Genomic DNA, 19,910 nt, shown 5'->3' with positions numbered 1-19,910 from the left:
TGAGAACATATTGGTACCCACAGGGCACACAGTAAAATAATTCTTTTAACCTATATGCTAATTTTAAATCTTCACTAAAACCAAGCATTAGAGAAACATCTTCAGCTTGGTCAGAGTTAAGCTTAGAGCAGGTTTTGTAAGTAGGATCCTACTTCTCTTAAAATATTTTCTAAGTTTAGAAGAAATATCTTTTTGAATCCTCTTTCTAACATTCTCTAAAGCCCATGAAACTTGTCTAATGAAATGATACCTATCAACTATATGAATAGAATTCTTAAAGAACCTATTCTTAACAGACTTGAAGGTATTAGACATATCACTTACAAAGAACTTAACCCCAAGTCGCTCCTTGTTACGAACTTTTTTAAATCTAATACTTATGAGAATAAGAAAAAAATTTACTAGCTTTTCACTTATTATTAACGAGCAGCCTCTAGAATAAGAATTGGAGTTTTGCAAATAAAAATTTTGAATTTTTAAAATTCAATTTTATATTAGGAGAAATGGCGTAAAAATGAGAAGCTTAAAAATAATTTAAAATAAAAAATTTGATTATTATTAAAAACTAATAAAAACTTCTCCCACAAAGCAGAAATCCTTTCCAGAATATGAAATGTGAAGCTTTTGTGAAATTTTTAAATCTGAAAAAATTCCCTTGAATTAGAAATTCAAAGTAATATAATGAGAAATGCACAAGGAAAAGAAAAGAGTGGTGATATTTTTGAAAGAAAGTATAGATAGTATTTTAGCAATAGATAAAAAGACTAGAGAACTTGTCGAAAGTACTGAAAAAGAAATTGAAGCTATAAAAAAAGACTTGAGAGAAAAGTTGACTGACATTGAAAATGAATCAATTGAAAAGTCAAAGGCCCTTGGAAAAGAAAAGAGCGATGAAATTTTAGCAGACTTTGAAAAGAAAGCTGACAATTTGAGAAAAGACAACGAGAGAAATTTAAAGGAAATCGAAGAATTTTACAATAATAATTCTGAAAAATTCATAAAGGATGCCTTTGACATGGTGATTGGAAGGAAATCAAATGTTTGAGGGTCTAAAGGCTTTAAACGCTAAGATTTCAAAAATGTATTCTGATTTCTTGGTTTATGAGGATTTTGAACAAATTGCCGAAAGGGACAATGTCAGAGACTGCCTTTCATATCTAAAGGAGAAGAAATTTCCAAGTATTGATTCTTTTTCAGATATTTATGAAATTGAAGAGTTCTTGGAAGACTACAGAAGGAGTCAAATTATAAAGCTTCGTGGTTTTTTGCCACTGAAGTATGCTGATTTTTTGAAGGCTTATTTAGAGAGAATAAATGTTGAAAAAATCACTAAAATCTTGAGAGCCCTCCGAATGAATAGGGAGCCAAAGGTGGATAAGCTAGTCATTTCTGGCAAAAACATTAATTTTAATGATGAGACTTTTGAATCATTTATAGATAATTTAAGGGACACTCACTACTATGACTACCTAAAAAATTACAAGTCCTCCAAGGATGAAGATGCTCTTTTTTCCATTGAGATGAACTTGGACAAGTTTTATTACAGAAATTTAACTGAGTCTATAAAGTCTCTATCCAAGGAAGATGTAGATGAGTTTAAAAATATTTTTGGTGTAAATATTGATTTACTAAATATTATTTGGATTTACAGAGCCAAGAAGTATTACAATATTGCTCCAGAAGAAATTTTTAACTTTACTATTTTTGGTGGAAATTATAATTCTGAAAAACTTCTTCAGCTTTCCTACTTAGATGAGGCTGAATTTGAAGAGGAGATAAAAAATTCTAAATACGCTGTTCTTTTCGAGGCAGGCAGAGTTATAAGAACTGGTAGAACTGCCAAGAAGACCATGTATGGCATTGCCAAGAAGAACTTTAGAAGGACTGAGGGCATTGGCAAATTTATGAGTTTTTTAGTTCTTTTGGATTTTGAAATAGCAAATATTGAGAGAATCTTGGAAGGCACAAGATTTGGCTTAAGCAAAGAAGAAAAGTTAAAATATATGATTATTGATAGAGAGGGAAGTGAAGAAATTGGCCGTTGAAAAAATGAAGGTCACTAATATCATTGGCAAGATAGATGATATGGATTCTGTCATTCTTGACATTTTGAATTTAAAATGTATGCAGTTCATGTCTGCTGAAGCAAATATGGCAGAAAACAAGTTCACATTTAGTTTGGACAATGAAGAAAATTTAGAGAGAAATCTTGAACTAAATTATATTTCACCTATTGAAGAAGATGAGGCACATAAGTCCTCTGCCAAGCAAGCAGCTGAAATTATGGACTTCATGGGAATCGACAAGATTGAGGATTCCTATTTCGAAAGGGTTAATGTCAATGAAGATATTGATTCTTTTGTAAAAAACATCAGTGAAAAGATCAATGAATATGACCAAACTAAGGAAAATTTAAAAATTCTTGACACCTTAAAGGAAAACTATGAACTCTTTAAGAATGTTGACATTGATTTGAGGGACATAGCAGACCTAAAATACTTCAACACTAGATTTGGTTTCTTAGACAAGGATGCCAGATATAGACTTAAGAAAAATTATGGCAATATTCTCGCCATGATTTATCACACTGGCACAGTTGACAACAGGGAGCTTTTCCTTGTTATTTATCCTAAGGAAACTGAAAAGGATGTTGACAGGGTCCTAAATAGTTTGAACTTTACTGAAGTTGAACTTCTTGGAGAAAATGTAGAGGGAACTGCTAGTTTAATCTACAAAAATCTTGAAGAAGAAGAGGAAAATGTAAAGAGAAAAATTTTTGAAATAGAAGAATACAAAAAGAATCTTTTGGAAAGTAGACATGAAGAGCTAAAGACTACTCTTGCTCACATGCTTTCCTATGAAGAAATTGAAAAAGCTAAGAAGTTTATGCTTAGGTCAAATAAATATTTTTATCTTTCAGGTTGGCTTGGTGAATCTGACAAAAAGAAGTTAGAAGAAAAGCTCGCTAAATACAAGAATATTGATATTGAATATTTTGACCCCAAAAGCGAAAACATGAAGACACCGACAAAGTTAAAAAACGCAAATTTTTTTAAGCCCTTTGAGCTACTAATAAATATGTATGGAACGCCTAATTATGGCGAATTTGATCCCACTGTAATTTTTGGCATAACCTACATGATTCTTTTTGGAGCAATGTTTGGCGACTTGGGTCAAGGGGCTGTATTTGCAATTGCCGGACTAATGCTTGGAAAGAAGAACAAGGATTTTGGTGGACTTCTTCTTAGAATGGGTGCATCTTCCATGTTCTTTGGTTTGATGTACGGTTCAGTTTTTGGAAGCGAAGAAATTATTCCCGCAATTTGGTTCAGACCCTTTGAAAATATAAATGATACTCTTGTAATTGCAATTTACTTTGGCATTATTTTACTTGCCCTAGCCTATGGCATTGGCATTTACAATAGACTAAAAAGTGGTAGACCAGATGAAGCCTTTTTCTCTAAGGAAGGTTTTTTGGGAGTTATAATTTTTGTAGCAATGATTAATATTGGCATGTCTGTAATGGGAGCTAAATCTTTAATTCCTATGAATATTTCCCTAGGTATTTTAGTTATAAGTCTTGTGATCATGCTCCTAAAAAGACCTATTCTTAAAGTTTTATTTAAGAAGGAGACAGAAGGCAGTGCCTCAGATTATTATATAGAGTCATCCTTTGGTCTACTTGAAGCTCTTTTATCAACTATGTCTTCAATAATTTCCTTTATAAGGGTTGGCGCCTTTGCAATAAACCACGTTGGTTTGTTCTTGGCATTTAAGACTCTTGGGGAAATGGTTGGTTCAAGTGGAGGAAATATTGCAGTTTTAATTTTTGGCAATATTTTAATTTTGGGACTAGAAGGTTTAATCGTATTTATTCAATCTCTAAGACTTGAATATTACGAAATGTTTAGCAAGTATTATAGTGGTGACGGCGTACTTTTTGAAGCCGATAAAATTTATTAATGAGGAGTTTAAAGATGGAAAAAATTATTATTTTCGCAGTTTTAACAGTATTTTCAATGGTAGTTACAGGTTTTTATTTCATATACAAGGGCACAGACAAGAACAGAAAATTTGCTCGTGCTGTTTTGAAACTTAACCTATTTGTTTTCGCACCAGTTTTTGTATTTGGTCTAATTTCCCTTGTACCACAAATGGCATCAGCTGCAGCAGCTGCTCCAGCATCTGGTAATGGTCTTGGCTTTTTAGCAGCTGGTCTTTCAACTGGTCTTGCATCCCTTGGTGCAGGTGTTGCCGTTTCTAATGTAGGTTCTGCAGCTATTGGCGCTGTATCAGAAGACCCTAACATTCTTGGTAAATCAATGATCTACCTAGGACTTGCAGAAGGTATTGCTATTTATGGTCTTATCATTTCAATCATGATTCTTGGAAGACTATAATGAGATCAATTCTTTTAACATCAAATGAGGATATAATTAACGGCCTTCGCCTTGCAGGTGTAAGGTCTGTTAAATGTAATGACAGAGCTGAACTATTAAAAAATTTTAGGACTTTTACAAAGACTGAAGATATAGGAATAATTATTTTGACCTACTCTTCCTTTAAAGAAATTAAGGATGAAGTTTTGGAATTTAAACTTACAGGAGACCTTCCTCTAGTTGTAACTATTCCAGATCTTGACGGCGGGATGGAAGATGATTTTATTTTGAAATATGTCAGAGAATCTGTTGGTGTGAAAGCTGTAGGTGATTAAATGATTTTACTTGAAAACAAAATTGCCATATTCAACAAAATTGTTTTTCTAAAGCAAAAGGAAGAATGTGAAAAGAGGATAAGAGAGGAAAGGGAAAAGGCTGATAAGATTTTGGCTGAAAAAATTGAATCTCTTAAAAAGGATGAAGAAGCCTTCGTCAATAGGAGGGTTACTCTTGCCAAGAGAAGGGGGTATGAACTTATTGCCTCTGTTGAAGAACAAAAGAGAGTTCTCTTCTTGGAAGAAGATGAAAAGTTATTAAATGAACTTTTAGAAACTCTTTCACAAAAACTTTTGGAATTTACCAAGACAGATGAATATGTAAATTTAGAAACTGAAAATTTTAAGAATATTTTAGATGAAATAGATGAAAAAAGCATTTATCTTTATGTTAAAAACAATGAAAATGAAAAACTCATTGAAAAATTTAAAGAAATTGCCAAGGAAAAGGGTGTTGACTTAATAGTTGACGAACTTTTTGAATATCATATTGGCGGTTTTATAATCTCTGATATGGATAGGACCTACAATATCAACTTGTCTTTAAAAAATAAACTTGAAGACATGAGATATGAAATTGGTTCTATGCTACATGAAAAATTAAAAGAAAGAGGTGAAGTCATTGGAAAAGGCAACAATTAAATCAGTTGACGGACCCGTTGTTATTGGAAAAAATATGGCTGACTATAAAATCAGAGAAATGGTTCTTGTTGGCGAAAAAAAATTAATTGGAGAAGTTATTTCAATTGACGGAGACCTTGGCACAGTGCAAGTTTATGAAGAAACTGAAGGCTTAAGACGCGATGAGGACATAATCTCAACTGGCGCTCCTCTTTCTGTTAAGCTTGGACCTGGCATGATTAGGGGTATCTTTGATGGTATAGAAAGACCTCTTGAAGTTATTAAAAAGAATCACGGGTCCTTTATGCCTGAAGGCCTTGGACTTATTTCTCTTGACGAGGAAAAACTTTGGGATGTAACTTTTAAAGTTCATCTTCACGACAAGGTTCATGGCGGACAAATTTTTGCAGAAGTTCCTGAAACTGATATTATCACTCACAAAGTCATGATTCCGCCAGAGGTAAGTGGCGAAGTGGTAGAGATTCTTGAGGATGGAAAATATAATATAGAAACAGTTTTATTAAAGGTAAAGGACGAATATGGCAAGATAAATGAAGTGAAGATGTATCAAAACTGGCCAGTAAGAATTCCTAGACCAGTTAAGGAAAGACTTCCCATTGACAAACTTCTTGTAACTGGACAAAGAGTCTTCGATGTATTTTTCCCAATTGCCAAGGGAGGTACTACAGCCATCCCTGGTGGATTTGGTACTGGTAAGACTATGACTCAACACCAAATAGCAAAGTATTGTGATGCCGATATCATCATCTACATTGGCTGCGGTGAAAGAGGAAACGAAATGACAGAAGTTTTGGAAGACTTTCCAAAGTTAATTGACCCTAACACAGGAAAGGCCCTTATGGATAGGACTATTCTTATTGCCAACACATCTAATATGCCCGTTGCCGCTCGTGAAGCTTCAATTTATACTGGTGTAACTATGGCAGAATACTTTAGGGACATGGGCTACCATGTTGCCCTAATGGGCGACTCAACTTCTCGTTGGGCAGAAGCTCTTCGTGAAATTTCTGGCCGTCTTGAAGAAATGCCAGCAGAAGAAGGCTATCCTGCTTATCTTCCATCAAGAATTGCAGGTTTCTATGAAAGAGCTGGCTATGTAAAAACTTTATCCGGTTCTGAAGGTTCTGTAACTCTTATTGGTGCAGTTTCACCAGCTGGTGGCGACTTCTCTGAACCAGTAACTGAAAATACAAAGAGATTCGTAAATGTATTTTTGGCACTAGACAAGGAACTTGCCTACTCAAGACACTATCCTGCCATTAACTGGATGAACTCTTATTCTGGCTACATTCCACTTCTTAAAAATTACTATGACATGAGACTTGACGGAGATCTTCCTGATCTCAGAATAAAATATTTAGACTTACTTCACAAGGAAGCCAAGTTAAATGAAATTGTAATGTTAGTTGGAGAAGATGTTCTTCCAGATGAAGAAAGACTTGTCCTTGAAATTTGTCGTGTTGTAAAAGTTGGATTCTTGCAACAAAATGCCTTTAACCCAATTGACACCTTTGTGCCTCTAGAAAAGCAATTTGAAATGTTAAAGACAATAGACAATCTTTATGAAAAGGGAAAGGAAGCCTTAAAGCTTAAAATTCCAATTTCAGTAATAAAGAACGATGGTCTTTACGGAAAAGTAATTAACATGAAATACGATATAGAAAACGAAAACTTAAAGAAATTTGTAAGCTTAAATAATGAAATCAACGATTTTTATGGAGAGCTTAGCGCAACTTATGGTGATGTAGAATGAAAAAAGAATATTTAACACTTGATAGAATTGAAGGATCGCTACTAGAACTTTCAAATCTTCACAGAGTTAGTTACGGTGAAGTTGTAAAGATTATATCAAAGGACGGCAAGAGATCAGAAATTGGTCAGGTTATAAAAATTGATGACGACAAGGCAATTGTCCAAGTTTTTGGCAATAACTTAGGCGTTTCCACAAAAAATACTAAGGTAGAATTTTCTGCCCACCCCTTTGAAATTCCTCTTTCAGGAGAAATTTTGGGAAGAGTATTTAACGGAACAGCTGAGCCCATAGACAAGGGCGGTGCCATCTACTCCAAGGATGTATATAACATCAACGGTAGACCAATTAACCCATCAGCAAGAGAATACCCAAGAAACTTTATTCAAACAGGTATATCTTCCATTGATGGACTTATGACCCTAATTAGAGGTCAAAAACTTCCAATCTTCTCTGGTTCTGGTCTTCCCCACAATGAAGTTGCTGCACAAATTGTAAGACAGGCAAAAATTGCCGACGAGGGCGGAGAAAATAACTTTGCCATAGTCTTTGCTGCCATTGGTGTAAAGCATGACGAAGCTGACTTCTTTAGAGAAAGCTTTAAAAACTCTGGCGTAATTGACAAGGTAGTAATGTATATAAACTATGCCGACGACCCAATTATGGAAAGACTTATTGCACCAAAGTGTGCCCTTACTGCTGCAGAATATTTAGCTTTTGAAAAAAACATGCAAGTTCTTGTAATAATGACAGACATCACTTCCTATGCTGAAGCCCTAAGAGAAGTTTCATCATCAAGAGAAGAAGTGCCTTCAAGAAAGGGCTATCCAGGACACCTTTATTCAGACCTAGCAGCTCTTTATGAAAGGGCAGGTATGATTAAGGACAGCTCTGGTTCTGTAACTCTTATTCCAATTTTAACTATGCCTAATGACGACATCACTCACCCAATCCCTGACTTAACTGGTTATATTACAGAAGGTCAAATTGTAGTAAGTCGTGATTTGTTCTCCAAGGGAGTTTATCCACCAATTGATGTACTTCCATCTCTATCAAGACTTATGAAGGACGGCATTGGAGAAGGCTACACAAGAGAAGATCACCCAGACCTATCCTCTCAACTTTTTGCATCCTATTCAAAGGTACAAGAAACTAGAGCACTTGCACAAATTATTGGCGAAGATGATATTTCTGATGACGAAAAATTGGTTTTAAAATTTGGCGAAGAATTTGAAAAGAGATTTTTGACTCAAGACCAAAATGAAAATAGAGATATAGAAGACACCCTAAATTTAGGTTGGGAGCTATTAAAGATACTTCCTCCTGAAATGATTGATAGAATTGATCCTAAGTTAAAAGAAAAATATTTAGGTGATAAGAATGGCAATTAAGGTCACACCTACTAAGGCAAATCTAATAGCATCAAAAAATGCCCTCCTCCTTGCAGAGAAGGGTTATGACCTCCTTGACAAGAAGAGGACAGTCCTCATTAAGGAAATGATGGACTTAAATAAAAATGCCAAGAAGCTTCAAGCTGAGATAGAAGAAAAATTTGCAGCATCCTATGGAGAATTAGTTGAAGCCACAATTTCTATGGGTGCCCTTTCCCTAAAGGAAATGGGAGAGGCAGCTCCTCATGAAAAGGAGTACGAAATAATTTCTCGTTCAGTAATGGGGCTTGAACTGCCTAAGATTAAGTACGACAAGGCGGAAGTGAAGGCAGACTATTCACTTCATAAGTCTAATGCAGCCTTTGACAGGGCAAAGATAAATATTTCTGAAATCCTTCCTGTTATTTATGAACTTGCAGAGATTGAGACATCTGTCTTTAGACTTGCCAACGAAATAAAAAAGACTGCCAAGAGGGCAAATGCCCTAGATAAAATTCAAATTCCCAAGTACAAGCACATTATTAGAGAAATTGAAGATATTTTGGCAGAAAAAGAAAGAGAAGACTTTTTTAGACTTAAAAAAGTAAAAAATAAAAAGAATAGAAAAAATAAAGAAGTTAAAGAAAATAAATAAAGAAGAATAAGATCCTAGAGCCATTAAGGCTTTAGGATTTTTTCTTTGCCATCTTTAAATTTTTTACCGTAAAAATTTTTCAAAAATTTTTAATTTTTCTCTTGCATTTTTTTGTAAGTTGTATATAATAATTATTGTATTAAGGAGTTGATACAACAGTACAGAATTTATTTTAAAATAAAATTATCGCTACATAAGAAGGAGGTTTCTATGGAATTTGATAACAACAGACCCATTTATTTACAGCTTCTGGAAGATTTTAAGCTGAAAATTTCTAGTGGCGAGTGGAAAAGTGGAGAGAAGATGGACACTGTTAGGAACTTGGCAAAAATTTATGAGGTAAATCCCAACACTGTGCAAAGGGCACTGCAAGAGCTGGAGAGAGAAGGCCTTGCCAAATCAAATAGGACTAGTGGAAGATTTATCACTGATGATACAGATTTAATCGATGAGATTGCTAAGGGAGCTTTTTATAGGTCCTGCGACGATTTAATCAGTGTGGCAGATGAACTTAAGCTCACAAAGGAAAAATCACTTAAACTTTTAGAGGAATATTGGAGGCAGTAATGAGCAAATTAGAAATAAAAAATTTATCTATGGGCTACAAGCATAAGGTCCTTGATGATTTAAACTTAGAACTTGAAAAGGGACAAATCGTTGGACTTGTTGGTCCCAACGGTGCAGGCAAGTCAACACTTTTGAGAATCCTTGCAGGACTAGAAAAAACTTACAAGGGAAGTGTGGTAATCGATGGAGAAGAAATTTCTTACAAGACTGCAGAAATTCTTTCCTACCAACCAGACAAGTTTGCCTTAAGCGACAAGCTTTTAGTAAAGGAAGTTGTTAGGACTTATAAAAAATTCTTCAGGGACTTTGACGAAGAAAAGTTTTACAGGATTTACGATGAATTTAAGCTTCCACAAGGAGCCAAGGTCAAAGAAATGAGTAAGGGTATGAGAGAAAAAATGCAAATTGCCCTAAGTCTTTCAAGAAGGGCAGAGATCTTCCTCTTAGACGAACCAATTTCTGGAGTTGACCCTTCAGCTAGAAAGGCAATCATACAAACTATTTTAAATAATTTTGAAGAGGATTCTCTAATTATTTTATCGACTCATTTGATAAATCAAATCGAGCCACTACTTGACAGGGTCCTCTTCCTTTCAGAAGGCAAGATCAGCCTTAATAAGACAGTAGATGAAATAAGAAGTGAAAAGAATATGAGTATAGAAGACTACTTTACGGAGGTATTTTAATGGGAAAATTACTTGGACATCAAATAAAAAATCACTTTAAATATAATTGGTTCATTCCACTTTTGCCAATAATTTTTATGCTATCAGGTTTGGCACTTGGAAGGGTGAATGTTGAATTTGGCGGCGTAGCCTTTGGACTTGCTGCCTTGGCTGTAGGATTTGGCTACATGGCAGCAGCCATATCAGTAATAGTTGGCGACTACAATATGTTCTTTGGAGAGAGCGCACTCTTTTATGAGTCAACACCAATTAGTCCAGGAGCAAAAACTTTTTCGAGACTTTTGTATTACTTAATCATGCTTTTAATCTACTCCCTATTTGCTGGCATATTTTTATTTTTATTATTGGCAACAAATGTTGACGTTACAGTAGGGGAAATGACTTCCTTCTGGCAAGAAATTTCACAGGGTCTAAAACAACTTGGAATAAAAAACATATTTATGCTAGTTTCTTGGGTAGTTTTAGGAATACTAAGCTCCATAATAAGTGTCATCTTCGCAGTTACTCTTGGCGGCGGAAAAAAATTCCGAAGATTTGGCTTTGGCGGTCCTGTTATCGTATATATAATCATGGGCTTTATTGAAAGCGCAATAGTGTATGTCTTAGGTCTTTTAAATCTATTTTCAGAAGTAGAGCTTACAATGACAGATGGAACAGTATTTATGAGAGGCTTTGGCATAACGGGTTTAGTTTTAATGATTATTGAAATACCTTTACTACTCTTTGCAGTTTATTACATGCACAAAAATAGAATTTCTGTAAATTAAAATTTAAAGTAAATTTAGAGTTCACTATGATTTAGTGGACTCTTTTTATTTTGCAAAAAATTTAAAATAAATTTTTTCACTTTACAAAGTCTTTACCTTTTATATATTTTTTCTACTTAATTAATAAGTAGAATAGTTGAGGTGAAAGGAGGAGGGCAATTGTCCAAAATTAGCTTAAAAAATATTTGTAAAAAGTATGAGGAGAATGAGGATTATTCTGTAAAGGATTTTTCCATTGACATAAAGGAGAATGAATTTATCGTCTTTGTTGGTCCTTCTGGCTGTGGCAAGTCAACAAGCCTTAGAATGATTGCAGGTCTTGAAGACATAACCAGTGGAGAACTTTACATCGACGGCAAATTATCCAATGATCTTGCCCCAAAGGACCGAAACATTGCTATGGTTTTTCAGTCCTACGCACTTTATCCTCATTTATCTGTCTACGACAACATAGGATTTGGATTAAAAATCAGAAAACTAGACAAGAAAATAATTGACGAAAAGGTTAGAAGCACTGCTGAAATTTTAAATCTTACAAATTATTTAAATAGAAAGCCCAAGGATCTCTCTGGCGGTCAAAGGCAAAGAGTTGCTTTGGGAAGAGCCATAGTTAAGGAATCTGACATTTTCTTAATGGATGAACCTCTGTCAAACTTAGATGCAAAATTAAGAGTTGAAATGAGAGAGGAAATTGTAAATTTAAAAAACAAGTTGGGCTCAACTGTAATTTATGTAACTCACGACCAAACTGAGGCAATGACCATGGCAACGAGGATTGTCTGCTTAAATGATGGAATCATTCAACAAATTGGCAGTCCGAGGGAACTTTACACGAATCCAATTAATGCTTTTGTAGCAGGATTTTTAGGGTCTCCTCCAATGAATTTCATTGATGGCGAAATAAAGGATGCTACCTTCTATGACAATGAAGGAAATAAAATTTTAAGTGGAATAAGTTTGGAAGATAGACCTCTTACTCTTGGCATAAGACCTGAAGCTCTGGAGCTTTCAAATAGTGAAGGTTTGCCCTTTAGCGTTAATTTAATAGAACTTTTGGGGTCTGACTACAATATCTCTGGCAAATTATTTGGCAATAAAATAATTTTAAAGTGTGATCTTGAAAAAAATCCAAGGGACAAGGGTGAACTCTTTGTAAAAATTCCAAGAGACAAGACTTATTTCTTTGACAGGGATAATGGAGATCGGATTTTTATAGGTGAAAGCTATGAAGACTAGGGCGAGAAAATCCTATGAGAGAAGGCTTGGACCTAAAGAATTTTTTATTTATTTTTTCCTTCCCTTGGCTCCACTTATAATTTTTTGGTTTCTGCCAATGCTTGCATCTTTTTTGATTTCCTTTACCAACTGGAATTATGTGAGCCCCAACTTTGACCTAGTGGGAGTGGAAAATTACAAGTACATCTTGCAAGATGAATTTTTTTGGCAGGCTTTAAAGAACACTCTTGTCTTTGGCCTTGGCACAGTAGTGCCTGTCCTATTTTTTGGCTTTGTATTTGCCCTCTTCTTGCAGGGAAACTTTAGGGGAAAGTTAATTTATCAGGGCTTTTTGTTTTCGCCCTGGGTCACTCCCATGGTTGCAATGTCAATTGTCTGGTCTTGGATGCTTAGAGGCGATGTTGGCCTCATAAATAGGTGTCTTGCCATCTTTGGCATAAATGGACCTGATTGGTTGTCTAAGGAAAACACAGCCATGCTAGCAGTAATAATGGTAACTATTTGGAAAAATTCTGGCTGGGCAATGCTTTTTTACACCGATGCCATGAGCAAGATCCCAAAAAGTTTATTTGAAGTGGGAGAGCTTGAAGGCATAAATATTTTTGAAAAAATAAAATATATTTACTTTCCCATGACAAAGGGGACAACTTACTTTCTACTAATTATGAATTTAATAACATCCATTCAAGCCTATGATCAGTTCTCAGTTCTCACAAGAGGGGGACCTGCAGGCTCAACAAGGACACTACTCTACTTGTTTTACCAAATGGCCTTTGAAGAGTTTAACATGGGCAAGGCAAGTGCAGTGTCACTTATTATAGTAATAATAACGGCAATATTATCGCTTCTTATGATTTTTATGAGAAAGAAGGTTCAGTTATGATGAAAAAAATAGGAAGGCACCTGGTCCTCATAATTTTATCAATAATTACTTTTTTCCCACTTATGTGGATGATTTCAAATTCTTTTAAGACTACAGAATCAATTATGCGCAAGCCTCTTAGCTTTATGCCAGATTTTTTAGATTTTAGAAATTTTATGGGAGCCTTAAATTTAGCCCCCTTTGATTTATACATCATAAATTCAATTGTCACATCAATTGTAATAGTAATTCTTCAAATTGTAACTGGAGTCTTGCTTGCCTATGGTATGTACAGATTTTCCTTTAAACTGAAGGGACTTATGTTTAATGGAATCCTCTTGACTTACATGCTGCCAGCTGCCACAACCTATGTGCCAAGCTATGTAATAATTGCAAAATTAAATTTAATCGACACCCTAACGGGGATTATTGTTTCCAATGCAGTGGCAGTTTTTACAATTTATATGCTCTACAATACCTTTAAGACAGTGCCAAAGGAGTTAATAGAGGCAGCGGAAATGGACGGTGCAAGTGACTTGGACATACTTTTAAAGGTTGTTCTCCCAATTTCAAAATCGACAATACTTACAAATGCACTGATCCAATTTGTGACAATGTACAACAACTACATGTGGCCTTCACTTATTACAAATTCAAAATCAAAGTATTTAATAAGCGTGGGTTTAAATAAATTTTTTACCTCACAGGGAAATTTTGGAGAAAACTTACCCCTTTTAATGGCGGGCAACACTATATCAGTTCTTCCCCTCTTAATTCTATTTATTGTTTTACAAAAGTGGTTCATAAAGGGAATTTCTGATAGCGGTATTAAGGGTTAATATTAATTAACATAAAAAATTTAAAGGAGAAAAAATGAAAAAACTATTCAAAACAGCATTACTTATGCTATGTGGACTTATGCTTTTGACAGGCTGCTCTAGTTCTGCAAAAGATGCAATGAAGACAGAAGAAAAGACAGCAGACTCCAAGGGAAAAACTGAAATTCAATTTTGGTATGGACTTGGTTCAGTTGCTGGCGAAACTATGGAAGAAATTATTAAGGAATTTAACGAATCACAAGACAAGGTAAAGGTTGTTGGCGTTCAACAAGCTGACTACAATGAAACTTTCCAAAAGGTTCAAGCAGCTATTGCAGCCAAAGAACCACCAGCAGTTTACATTGGCTCAAACATTGAACTTAGAGTTAAGGATGGCATGCTTGCAGATTTGACAAAGTACATGGATGACAGAACTCCTCTTGATGATTACCTTGATGTATTTATGAAGCCAGCCATTGTAGACGACAAGGTTTATGGCTTCCCAGCTTATGGCACAACTCAAGTAATTTATTACAGAAAGGACTTACTTGAAAAGGCAGGTCTTGATCCAAAGGAAGTTTACAGCACTTGGGAAAATACTTTTAAATATTCAAAGGAAATCCAAGACAAGGGCATAGCAAAGTGGGGACACCTTGTAATGTATAACCACGAAAATTTAATGGATATTGCCCTATCTAATGGTGGCAAAATTTTATCTGATGATGGCAAAAAAGTTTTAATCAACAGTAAGGAATGGGTTGACTCTTGGAACTTTGTCAGACAAGAAATTTTTGACAAGAAAACTACAAAAATCGAATCTGGTGGACAAGGCTGGGAATACTGGTACAGAACTATTGACAATGTAATGAATGGCGACGCAATGTCCTACACTGGTTCATCAGGAGACAAGGGAGACCTTGACTTTACAAAAATTTCTTCTCTTCCACAACCAGGACTAAATGGCAACCCAGGAAAGCCAGTGGCAAATGCTCACTCACTACTTGTTCCTGCAGCAGCAAGTGAAGAACAACAAAAGGCTGCCTATGAATGGATAGCCTACTTCACAAGCCCAGAAGTTTCTGCCAAGTGGTCAGAAAAAATTGGCTACATTCCAGTTAGAAAATCTGCAGCAGATGTTGCTGAATACAAAAAATTCATAGAAGAAAATCCTTATGCAGGAGTTCCTTATGAACAAGCAATGCAGGCATCACCTGCCTTTATAGACCCAACAGATGGAAAAATCACAGATGCACTTTCCATTGCAGCAGATAAGGTTGAACTTCAAAATGTAGATGCAAAGACTGCCCTTGACGAAGCAGCTAAGACTGCCCAAGCAGCTCTTGATGAAATAAACAAGTAAGAAAAATTTTTAAAAGCAAGCTTTGGGTTATGCCCAGAGCTTTTTTTAAGGAGAAATATGAAAAATATTATAGAAAATTTAAAAGATGGCTTTAATGAAATTAATTTAAAAATAAATTTAAAGGATTTAGGTGAAGACTCCCTAAGATTTTCCATAAGTGGAGAAAGTTTTTTTATAAGTCTCTTTGTCTATAGGGAAGATAAAATTGTGGGCAGCATCACTGCAAATAGAGATGCAGAAAGATTTATGGCAGTGGATATGGAAAAGTCATCTAATGGCTTTAAAAATTTAGAAGATGGCGACTATAGGATAGCTTATCTTCTTTACAAAAGTGGAGATGTCCTCTTAAAAATTGAAGAGGCAAAAAGTCCTATAGACTCTAAGGGAGAAGTGGACATAGAAAAAGATGAGGTCAAGTGCAGGGAAGAAAGCTGGTACGCTGGAGACTTTCACACTCACACCTTTTACTCTGATGGAAAATTATCGCCAGAAGAAAATATTGAAGTTGCAAAGAAGAGGGGACTAGACTTTTTTTCTCCAACGGACCACAATTTTAATCAGACGAAATTCCCTGACACGGATTTATTGATTATTGAAGGCACAGAAATCACATCGAAGTTTGGCCATGTAAATTTATTTTTCACAAATGAATCAGTTTTTGAAAAACATTCAGTCAAGGGGCTTAATACAAAAGACTGGATGCTAGAAGTTTTAAGAGAATTAAGGGGAGAAATTTATTCCATCAACCACCCCTTTATGGATACCTATGAATTTTTAGTTGGCGAATATGAATTAAGGGATTTAAAATTTATGGAAATAATAAATGACCCAACTTACATGACTTCCCTTGATGCCATGGAAAAGGCCCTAAGGGCATGGGACATCCTCCTTCAAAATGGTTATGTGGTCTATGGACTTGGCGGCAGCGACTCTCATCTTTACCCCTATGAAAAATACGAAAATGCAGACTATCCCTCTCTACTTGGAGATCCAAAGACCTTTGTTTTTGCAAAAAATCTTTCCAAGGATGAAATAAAAAAAGCTATGCTGGAGGGGAAAATTTCTGTCTCTCGGGAAAATTTACTTGACCTTAAAAAAATTGGGGACAGTGAATTTTCCATGAACTTAGAAGAAAATACTTTTCACGGCAAAAAACTTCATATAGAATTAATAGTAGATGGCGAAGTTTATAAGACTTGCGAAAATAGTTTGCAGGTAAAATTAAATTTTGACGAAAATTATCACTATGTCAGGGCAAATGTGAGGTGTGAAGATGGAGAACTCTACGGCTTTACCAATCCACACTTCTACAATTTGGACAAGAGCCAGAAAAAAATAAAAACTTGGAAGGAACTTCAAGACTTACTATGATTAAGGCAATTTTATTTGACAAAGACGGAACCCTACTGAAATTTTCAGATATTTGGGTGGACTCAATTGTAAAATATTTAAGTAAAAAAAATTTAAATGACCATGCCAAGAAAAAATTATTTAAAAAAATTGGCGTAAAGGAAAATAATGAAGTGGAGGAAAACTCCATCTTGTCATCAGAGACTGTGGAGGACTTGGCACTTATTTTTTCTGAATTTATGGATGAGAGTCAAGAGGAAATCTATAAAGATATAGACGACTTCCTCCTAGAATTTTTAAAGGAAAATAAAAGTGAAATCAAAGAAACTTGCGACCTTAAAAGTTTATTTACAGACCTTAAAAATAGGGGGATAATTATAGGACTTTTCACTTCAGATAATTATAGGCAGGCAAAATACTCTATGGAATACTTAAACTTAGACAGTTTCATAGACTTTTATGCAGCTGCAGACCTATATGAAAAGAAACCAAGCACAGAGAGCCTAGAAATTTTTAAGAAAAAATATTCTCTAAGGGACCAAGAAATTATTATTGTTGGCGACTCCAAGGTTGACATGATTTTTGGCAAGGACACCCTAAAGCTTGGCGTCTTGTGTGGCACTGGCTCGAGAGAAATGCTTGAAAGATACACAGAAAATATAGCAGAAGACCCCAGGGGAGTTTTAAAATTTCTTTAAAATTTATTGGATAAAAAATTTTAAGAAACAAAATATAAGCATGAAAAAATAAAAATTTTCAAAAAAATAAGGGCTCTTAGAGCCCTTTTAAAATATAAATTTTTAAATAAAAATTATTCTTCAGTTTCTTCTTTTGCTTCAGTTTCAGAAACAGTAGGAACTTCTGCAGAAACTTCTTCTGCTCCTTCTTCTGGTTCTTTTTCTTCTGTTGGTTCAACAAGAGTTGCAACAGTTTCTTCAGCATCCATGTCAATCTTGATGTTTTCGTCGCTGAAGATATCTAGGTCAGCAACAGTTACTACATCGCCAATTTGCATTTCAACAACATTTACAACAGCTTCAGATGGAAGATATTTTGGAAGACAAGTTACACTTACTTCGTTTAATACTTGGATTAATGAAGATGGTTGAACCTTAACTTCGTCTCTACCTTCAAGAACTACTGGCACTTCAACAGTAAGTTCAGAGTTCATATCAACTTCATATAAGTCAAAGTGAACCATTGCATTTTTGATGTGGTGCATTTGAACTTCTTTGAAAAGTACGGAAATAGTTTCTCCATCAACTTCGATTTCAAAAATGTTTGAATATCCTTCGTCAGAAAAAGCCTTTAATAAATCTTTTTCTAGACCATAAAGTAATTTTGCTTCTTGTCCCTTTGAGTAAAGAACTCCAGGAACTTCACCATTAGCTCTAAGTTTATCAACCTTGTTTTTACCCTTAGCTTCTCTTTTGTTTAAAAGTAATTTCATATATACCTCCAAAATTTATTTTATAATACCTGAACCAAGACATACATCGCCTTGATAAAAAACACAAACTTGACCAGGCGTTACGCCCTTAAGTGGTTTTTTCAGTTTAACAACATATTTACCCTTATCATTTTCTAGCCTTGCATCTTCATCCTTTGCCCTATATCTTATTTTAACAGATAAATCTAGGGGAAGAGAAGGATTTTCTGTAATCCAAAAAATATCTTCAACTTCAAATTCATCCCTATAAAGGATGGGATTATTAATTCCTTGAGCCACAAGCAAAAGATTGTTTTTCAAATCCTTATCATATACGAAGAAGGGCTCGCCACTGCCAACTCCGCCAATGCCTATTCCTCGCCTTTGACCTATGGTGTAGTGCATAAGACCTGAATGCTCTCCAATCACCTTGCCCTTTTCGTCCACAATTTTTCCAGGCTTAGTAAAGAGAAATTGGTCTAAAAATTCATTGAAATCTCTTTCGCCAATAAAACAGATTCCAGTAGAATCCTTTTTTGAAGCAGTAGAGAGCTTGTACTTTTTGGCGATAGCTCTCACTTCATCCTTGGTCAAATCGCCAACTGGGAAGAGAGTTTTTGCAAGTGCCTCTGATTTAACTCTGGACAAAAAATAAGACTGGTCTTTATTAAGATCGGCGCCCTTTAAAAGATAGGTTTTTCCATTGACATTTTTTGTCCTGGCATAATGACCCATTGCAATATAATCAGCATCAAAATCCATTGCATAGTCAAGGAAGGCCTTGAATTTAATTTCAGTATTGCACATCACATCTGGATTGGGAGTTCTGCCTTTTTTGTATTCACTTAAGAAGTAAGAAAAAACTCTATCCCTATATTCCTTTTCAAAATTGACAGTAAAATATTTTATGTCAAGTTGTGAACAGACAGAGACCACATCGATGTAATCTTCTCTTGCAGTGCAAGCTCCGTCATCTTCAGCCCAGTTTCTCATGAAAACAGCTGTGACATCGTAGCCGGCCTCCTTTAAGAGAATTGCAGACACAGATGAATCTACGCCGCCACTCATTCCGAGAATGACTTTTTTCTTTTTTTGCATCAATACCTCCAATCCACTTAATAACAATACATAATTATACAATAGTTGTCTTGAAAAATCCACCCTTATTTAACAAAATACAAGTTCTTAGAGCTTTTTAAGGAAAAAAAATAAAAAATCAGACCAAAAAAAATTATTATAAAAATAATTGTGAGAAAAATTAAAAATAATTAAAAATATTTTAAAAATTAAGCATAAAATTTATTGACAAAGAAAAATTTATGGAGTAAAATTATAGATTTATTTGACAGGAATCCATTTTTATAGTATAATTAACGCGTATTAAAAGTCTTTGGAAGGAATGGATATGGAATGAATCAAATGCAATTAATCAAGAAAGAGCTTGAGAATCATATAGGGAAAAAAGTTATTGTAAAGGCCAATAAAGGCAGAAAAAAAATTGTCACTCGCAAGGGAGTTTTAAAGGCAATTTATCCAAGTCTTTTTGTACTTGAAGTTTTTAACGGAGAAGAACTTGTAACTGCATCATACACTTACTCTGATGTACTTACTTCTACTGTAAAAGTTACAGTTTTAGATGAAGATGTAAGTTATAAAGATGCAAAGATGATTTCATAAAATAAGAGCTGCTTAGGCAGCTTATTT

General features: G+C 34.8%; 22 protein-coding genes. 19 read left to right on the top strand and 3 right to left on the bottom strand.

Annotated elements, in window-relative coordinates:
- Nucleotides 1–87: 87 nt before the first annotated feature.
- Entirely contained in the window at nt 88–459 is a 372-nt protein-coding gene (locus tag HGPG_RS10685; RefSeq protein WP_172634663.1) for a transposase, read from the bottom strand.
- Between the two features lie 262 nt (nt 460–721).
- Between HGPG_RS10685 and HGPG_RS04525 the strand changes: the two genes are divergently transcribed.
- The 18 genes from HGPG_RS04525 to HGPG_RS04440 all read left to right on the top strand — a co-directional run bounded on the left by HGPG_RS04525 (nt 722) and on the right by HGPG_RS04440 (nt 17,475).
- Complete coding sequence (locus HGPG_RS04525) at nt 722–1,045, top strand: hypothetical protein (protein ID WP_036731768.1); 324 nt, start codon at nt 722–724, stop codon at nt 1,043–1,045.
- On the top strand, nt 1,038–2,045 hold the full coding sequence (locus HGPG_RS04520) for a V-type ATPase subunit (protein WP_019124871.1): 1,008 nt from the start codon (nt 1,038–1,040) through the stop codon (nt 2,043–2,045). Before HGPG_RS04525 ends, HGPG_RS04520 begins: the two co-directional genes overlap by 8 nt.
- The gene (locus HGPG_RS04515) at nt 2,026–3,963 is read left to right on the top strand and encodes a V-type ATP synthase subunit I (RefSeq protein ID WP_019124870.1); all 1,938 of its coding nucleotides are present in this window, start codon (nt 2,026–2,028) and stop codon (nt 3,961–3,963) included. Before HGPG_RS04520 ends, HGPG_RS04515 begins: the two co-directional genes overlap by 20 nt.
- Nucleotides 3,964–3,977: 14 nt before the next feature.
- The gene (locus HGPG_RS04510) at nt 3,978–4,400 is read left to right on the top strand and encodes an ATP synthase subunit C (protein ID WP_019124869.1); all 423 of its coding nucleotides are present in this window, start codon (nt 3,978–3,980) and stop codon (nt 4,398–4,400) included.
- Nucleotides 4,400–4,714, top strand: a complete 315-nt coding sequence (locus HGPG_RS04505) for a V-type ATP synthase subunit F (RefSeq protein WP_019124868.1) — start codon at nt 4,400–4,402, stop codon at nt 4,712–4,714. The genes HGPG_RS04510 and HGPG_RS04505 overlap by 1 nt, the downstream gene beginning before the upstream one ends.
- Nucleotides 4,715–5,356, top strand: coding sequence for a V-type sodium ATP synthase subunit E (locus HGPG_RS04500; protein WP_019124867.1), 642 nt, complete (start codon nt 4,715–4,717; stop codon nt 5,354–5,356).
- Nucleotides 5,337–7,109: a V-type ATP synthase subunit A gene (locus tag HGPG_RS04495; protein ID WP_019124866.1), complete on the top strand. Its 1,773-nt coding sequence runs from the start codon at nt 5,337–5,339 to the stop codon at nt 7,107–7,109. Before HGPG_RS04500 ends, HGPG_RS04495 begins: the two co-directional genes overlap by 20 nt.
- Complete coding sequence (locus HGPG_RS04490; protein ID WP_019124865.1) at nt 7,106–8,497, top strand: V-type ATP synthase subunit B; 1,392 nt, start codon at nt 7,106–7,108, stop codon at nt 8,495–8,497. Before HGPG_RS04495 ends, HGPG_RS04490 begins: the two co-directional genes overlap by 4 nt.
- A complete protein-coding gene (locus HGPG_RS04485; RefSeq protein ID WP_019124864.1) occupies nt 8,487–9,131 on the top strand; it encodes a V-type ATP synthase subunit D in 645 nt (214 codons plus the stop codon). The genes HGPG_RS04490 and HGPG_RS04485 overlap by 11 nt, the downstream gene beginning before the upstream one ends.
- A gap of 210 nt (nt 9,132–9,341) precedes the next feature.
- Complete coding sequence (locus tag HGPG_RS04480; protein ID WP_019124863.1) at nt 9,342–9,698, top strand: GntR family transcriptional regulator; 357 nt, start codon at nt 9,342–9,344, stop codon at nt 9,696–9,698.
- Nucleotides 9,698–10,384 carry an ABC transporter ATP-binding protein gene (locus HGPG_RS04475; protein ID WP_019124862.1) on the top strand — a complete coding sequence of 229 codons (687 nt, stop codon included), beginning with the start codon at nt 9,698–9,700 and terminating at the stop codon, nt 10,382–10,384. Before HGPG_RS04480 ends, HGPG_RS04475 begins: the two co-directional genes overlap by 1 nt.
- Entirely contained in the window at nt 10,384–11,151 is a 768-nt protein-coding gene (locus HGPG_RS04470; protein ID WP_019124861.1) for a hypothetical protein, read from the top strand. Before HGPG_RS04475 ends, HGPG_RS04470 begins: the two co-directional genes overlap by 1 nt.
- A 159-nt stretch (nt 11,152–11,310) precedes the next feature.
- Nucleotides 11,311–12,387: an ABC transporter ATP-binding protein gene (locus tag HGPG_RS04465; protein WP_019124860.1), complete on the top strand. Its 1,077-nt coding sequence runs from the start codon at nt 11,311–11,313 to the stop codon at nt 12,385–12,387.
- Nucleotides 12,377–13,270 carry a carbohydrate ABC transporter permease gene (locus tag HGPG_RS04460; protein WP_019124859.1) on the top strand — a complete coding sequence of 298 codons (894 nt, stop codon included), beginning with the start codon at nt 12,377–12,379 and terminating at the stop codon, nt 13,268–13,270. Before HGPG_RS04465 ends, HGPG_RS04460 begins: the two co-directional genes overlap by 11 nt.
- Nucleotides 13,267–14,088, top strand: coding sequence for a carbohydrate ABC transporter permease (locus tag HGPG_RS04455; RefSeq protein ID WP_019124858.1), 822 nt, complete (start codon nt 13,267–13,269; stop codon nt 14,086–14,088). Before HGPG_RS04460 ends, HGPG_RS04455 begins: the two co-directional genes overlap by 4 nt.
- A 34-nt stretch (nt 14,089–14,122) precedes the next feature.
- Entirely contained in the window at nt 14,123–15,427 is a 1,305-nt protein-coding gene (locus HGPG_RS04450) for an ABC transporter substrate-binding protein (RefSeq protein ID WP_019124857.1), read from the top strand.
- Between the two features lie 57 nt (nt 15,428–15,484).
- A complete protein-coding gene (locus tag HGPG_RS04445; protein WP_019124856.1) occupies nt 15,485–16,798 on the top strand; it encodes a CehA/McbA family metallohydrolase in 1,314 nt (437 codons plus the stop codon).
- Complete coding sequence (locus HGPG_RS04440; protein WP_019124855.1) at nt 16,795–17,475, top strand: HAD family hydrolase; 681 nt, start codon at nt 16,795–16,797, stop codon at nt 17,473–17,475. Before HGPG_RS04445 ends, HGPG_RS04440 begins: the two co-directional genes overlap by 4 nt.
- 113 nt (nt 17,476–17,588) lie before the next feature.
- On the opposite strand, the gene HGPG_RS04435 is transcribed toward HGPG_RS04440, so the two are convergent.
- Nucleotides 17,589–18,227 (bottom strand): 50S ribosomal protein L25, encoded by a 639-nt coding sequence (locus HGPG_RS04435; RefSeq protein WP_019124854.1) that lies wholly within the window; start codon nt 18,225–18,227, stop codon nt 17,589–17,591.
- Between the two features lie 15 nt (nt 18,228–18,242).
- Nucleotides 18,243–19,304: a tRNA 2-thiouridine(34) synthase MnmA gene (mnmA, locus tag HGPG_RS04430; protein WP_019124853.1), complete on the bottom strand. Its 1,062-nt coding sequence runs from the start codon at nt 19,302–19,304 to the stop codon at nt 18,243–18,245.
- A 312-nt stretch (nt 19,305–19,616) separates the two neighbouring features.
- Here mnmA and HGPG_RS04425 point away from each other — a divergent pair, with 312 nt between their 5' ends.
- Nucleotides 19,617–19,883, top strand: coding sequence for a Veg family protein (locus HGPG_RS04425; RefSeq protein ID WP_019124852.1), 267 nt, complete (start codon nt 19,617–19,619; stop codon nt 19,881–19,883).
- Nucleotides 19,884–19,910 lie beyond the last annotated feature (27 nt).

This window comes from Peptoniphilus grossensis ph5, from assembly GCF_000311825.1.
In the GTDB taxonomy this organism is placed as follows: domain Bacteria; phylum Bacillota; class Clostridia; order Tissierellales; family Peptoniphilaceae; genus Peptoniphilus_A; species Peptoniphilus_A hominis.
The sequence above is the reverse complement of the archived record's forward strand: the minus strand, read 5'-3'. Positions and strand labels throughout refer to the sequence as shown.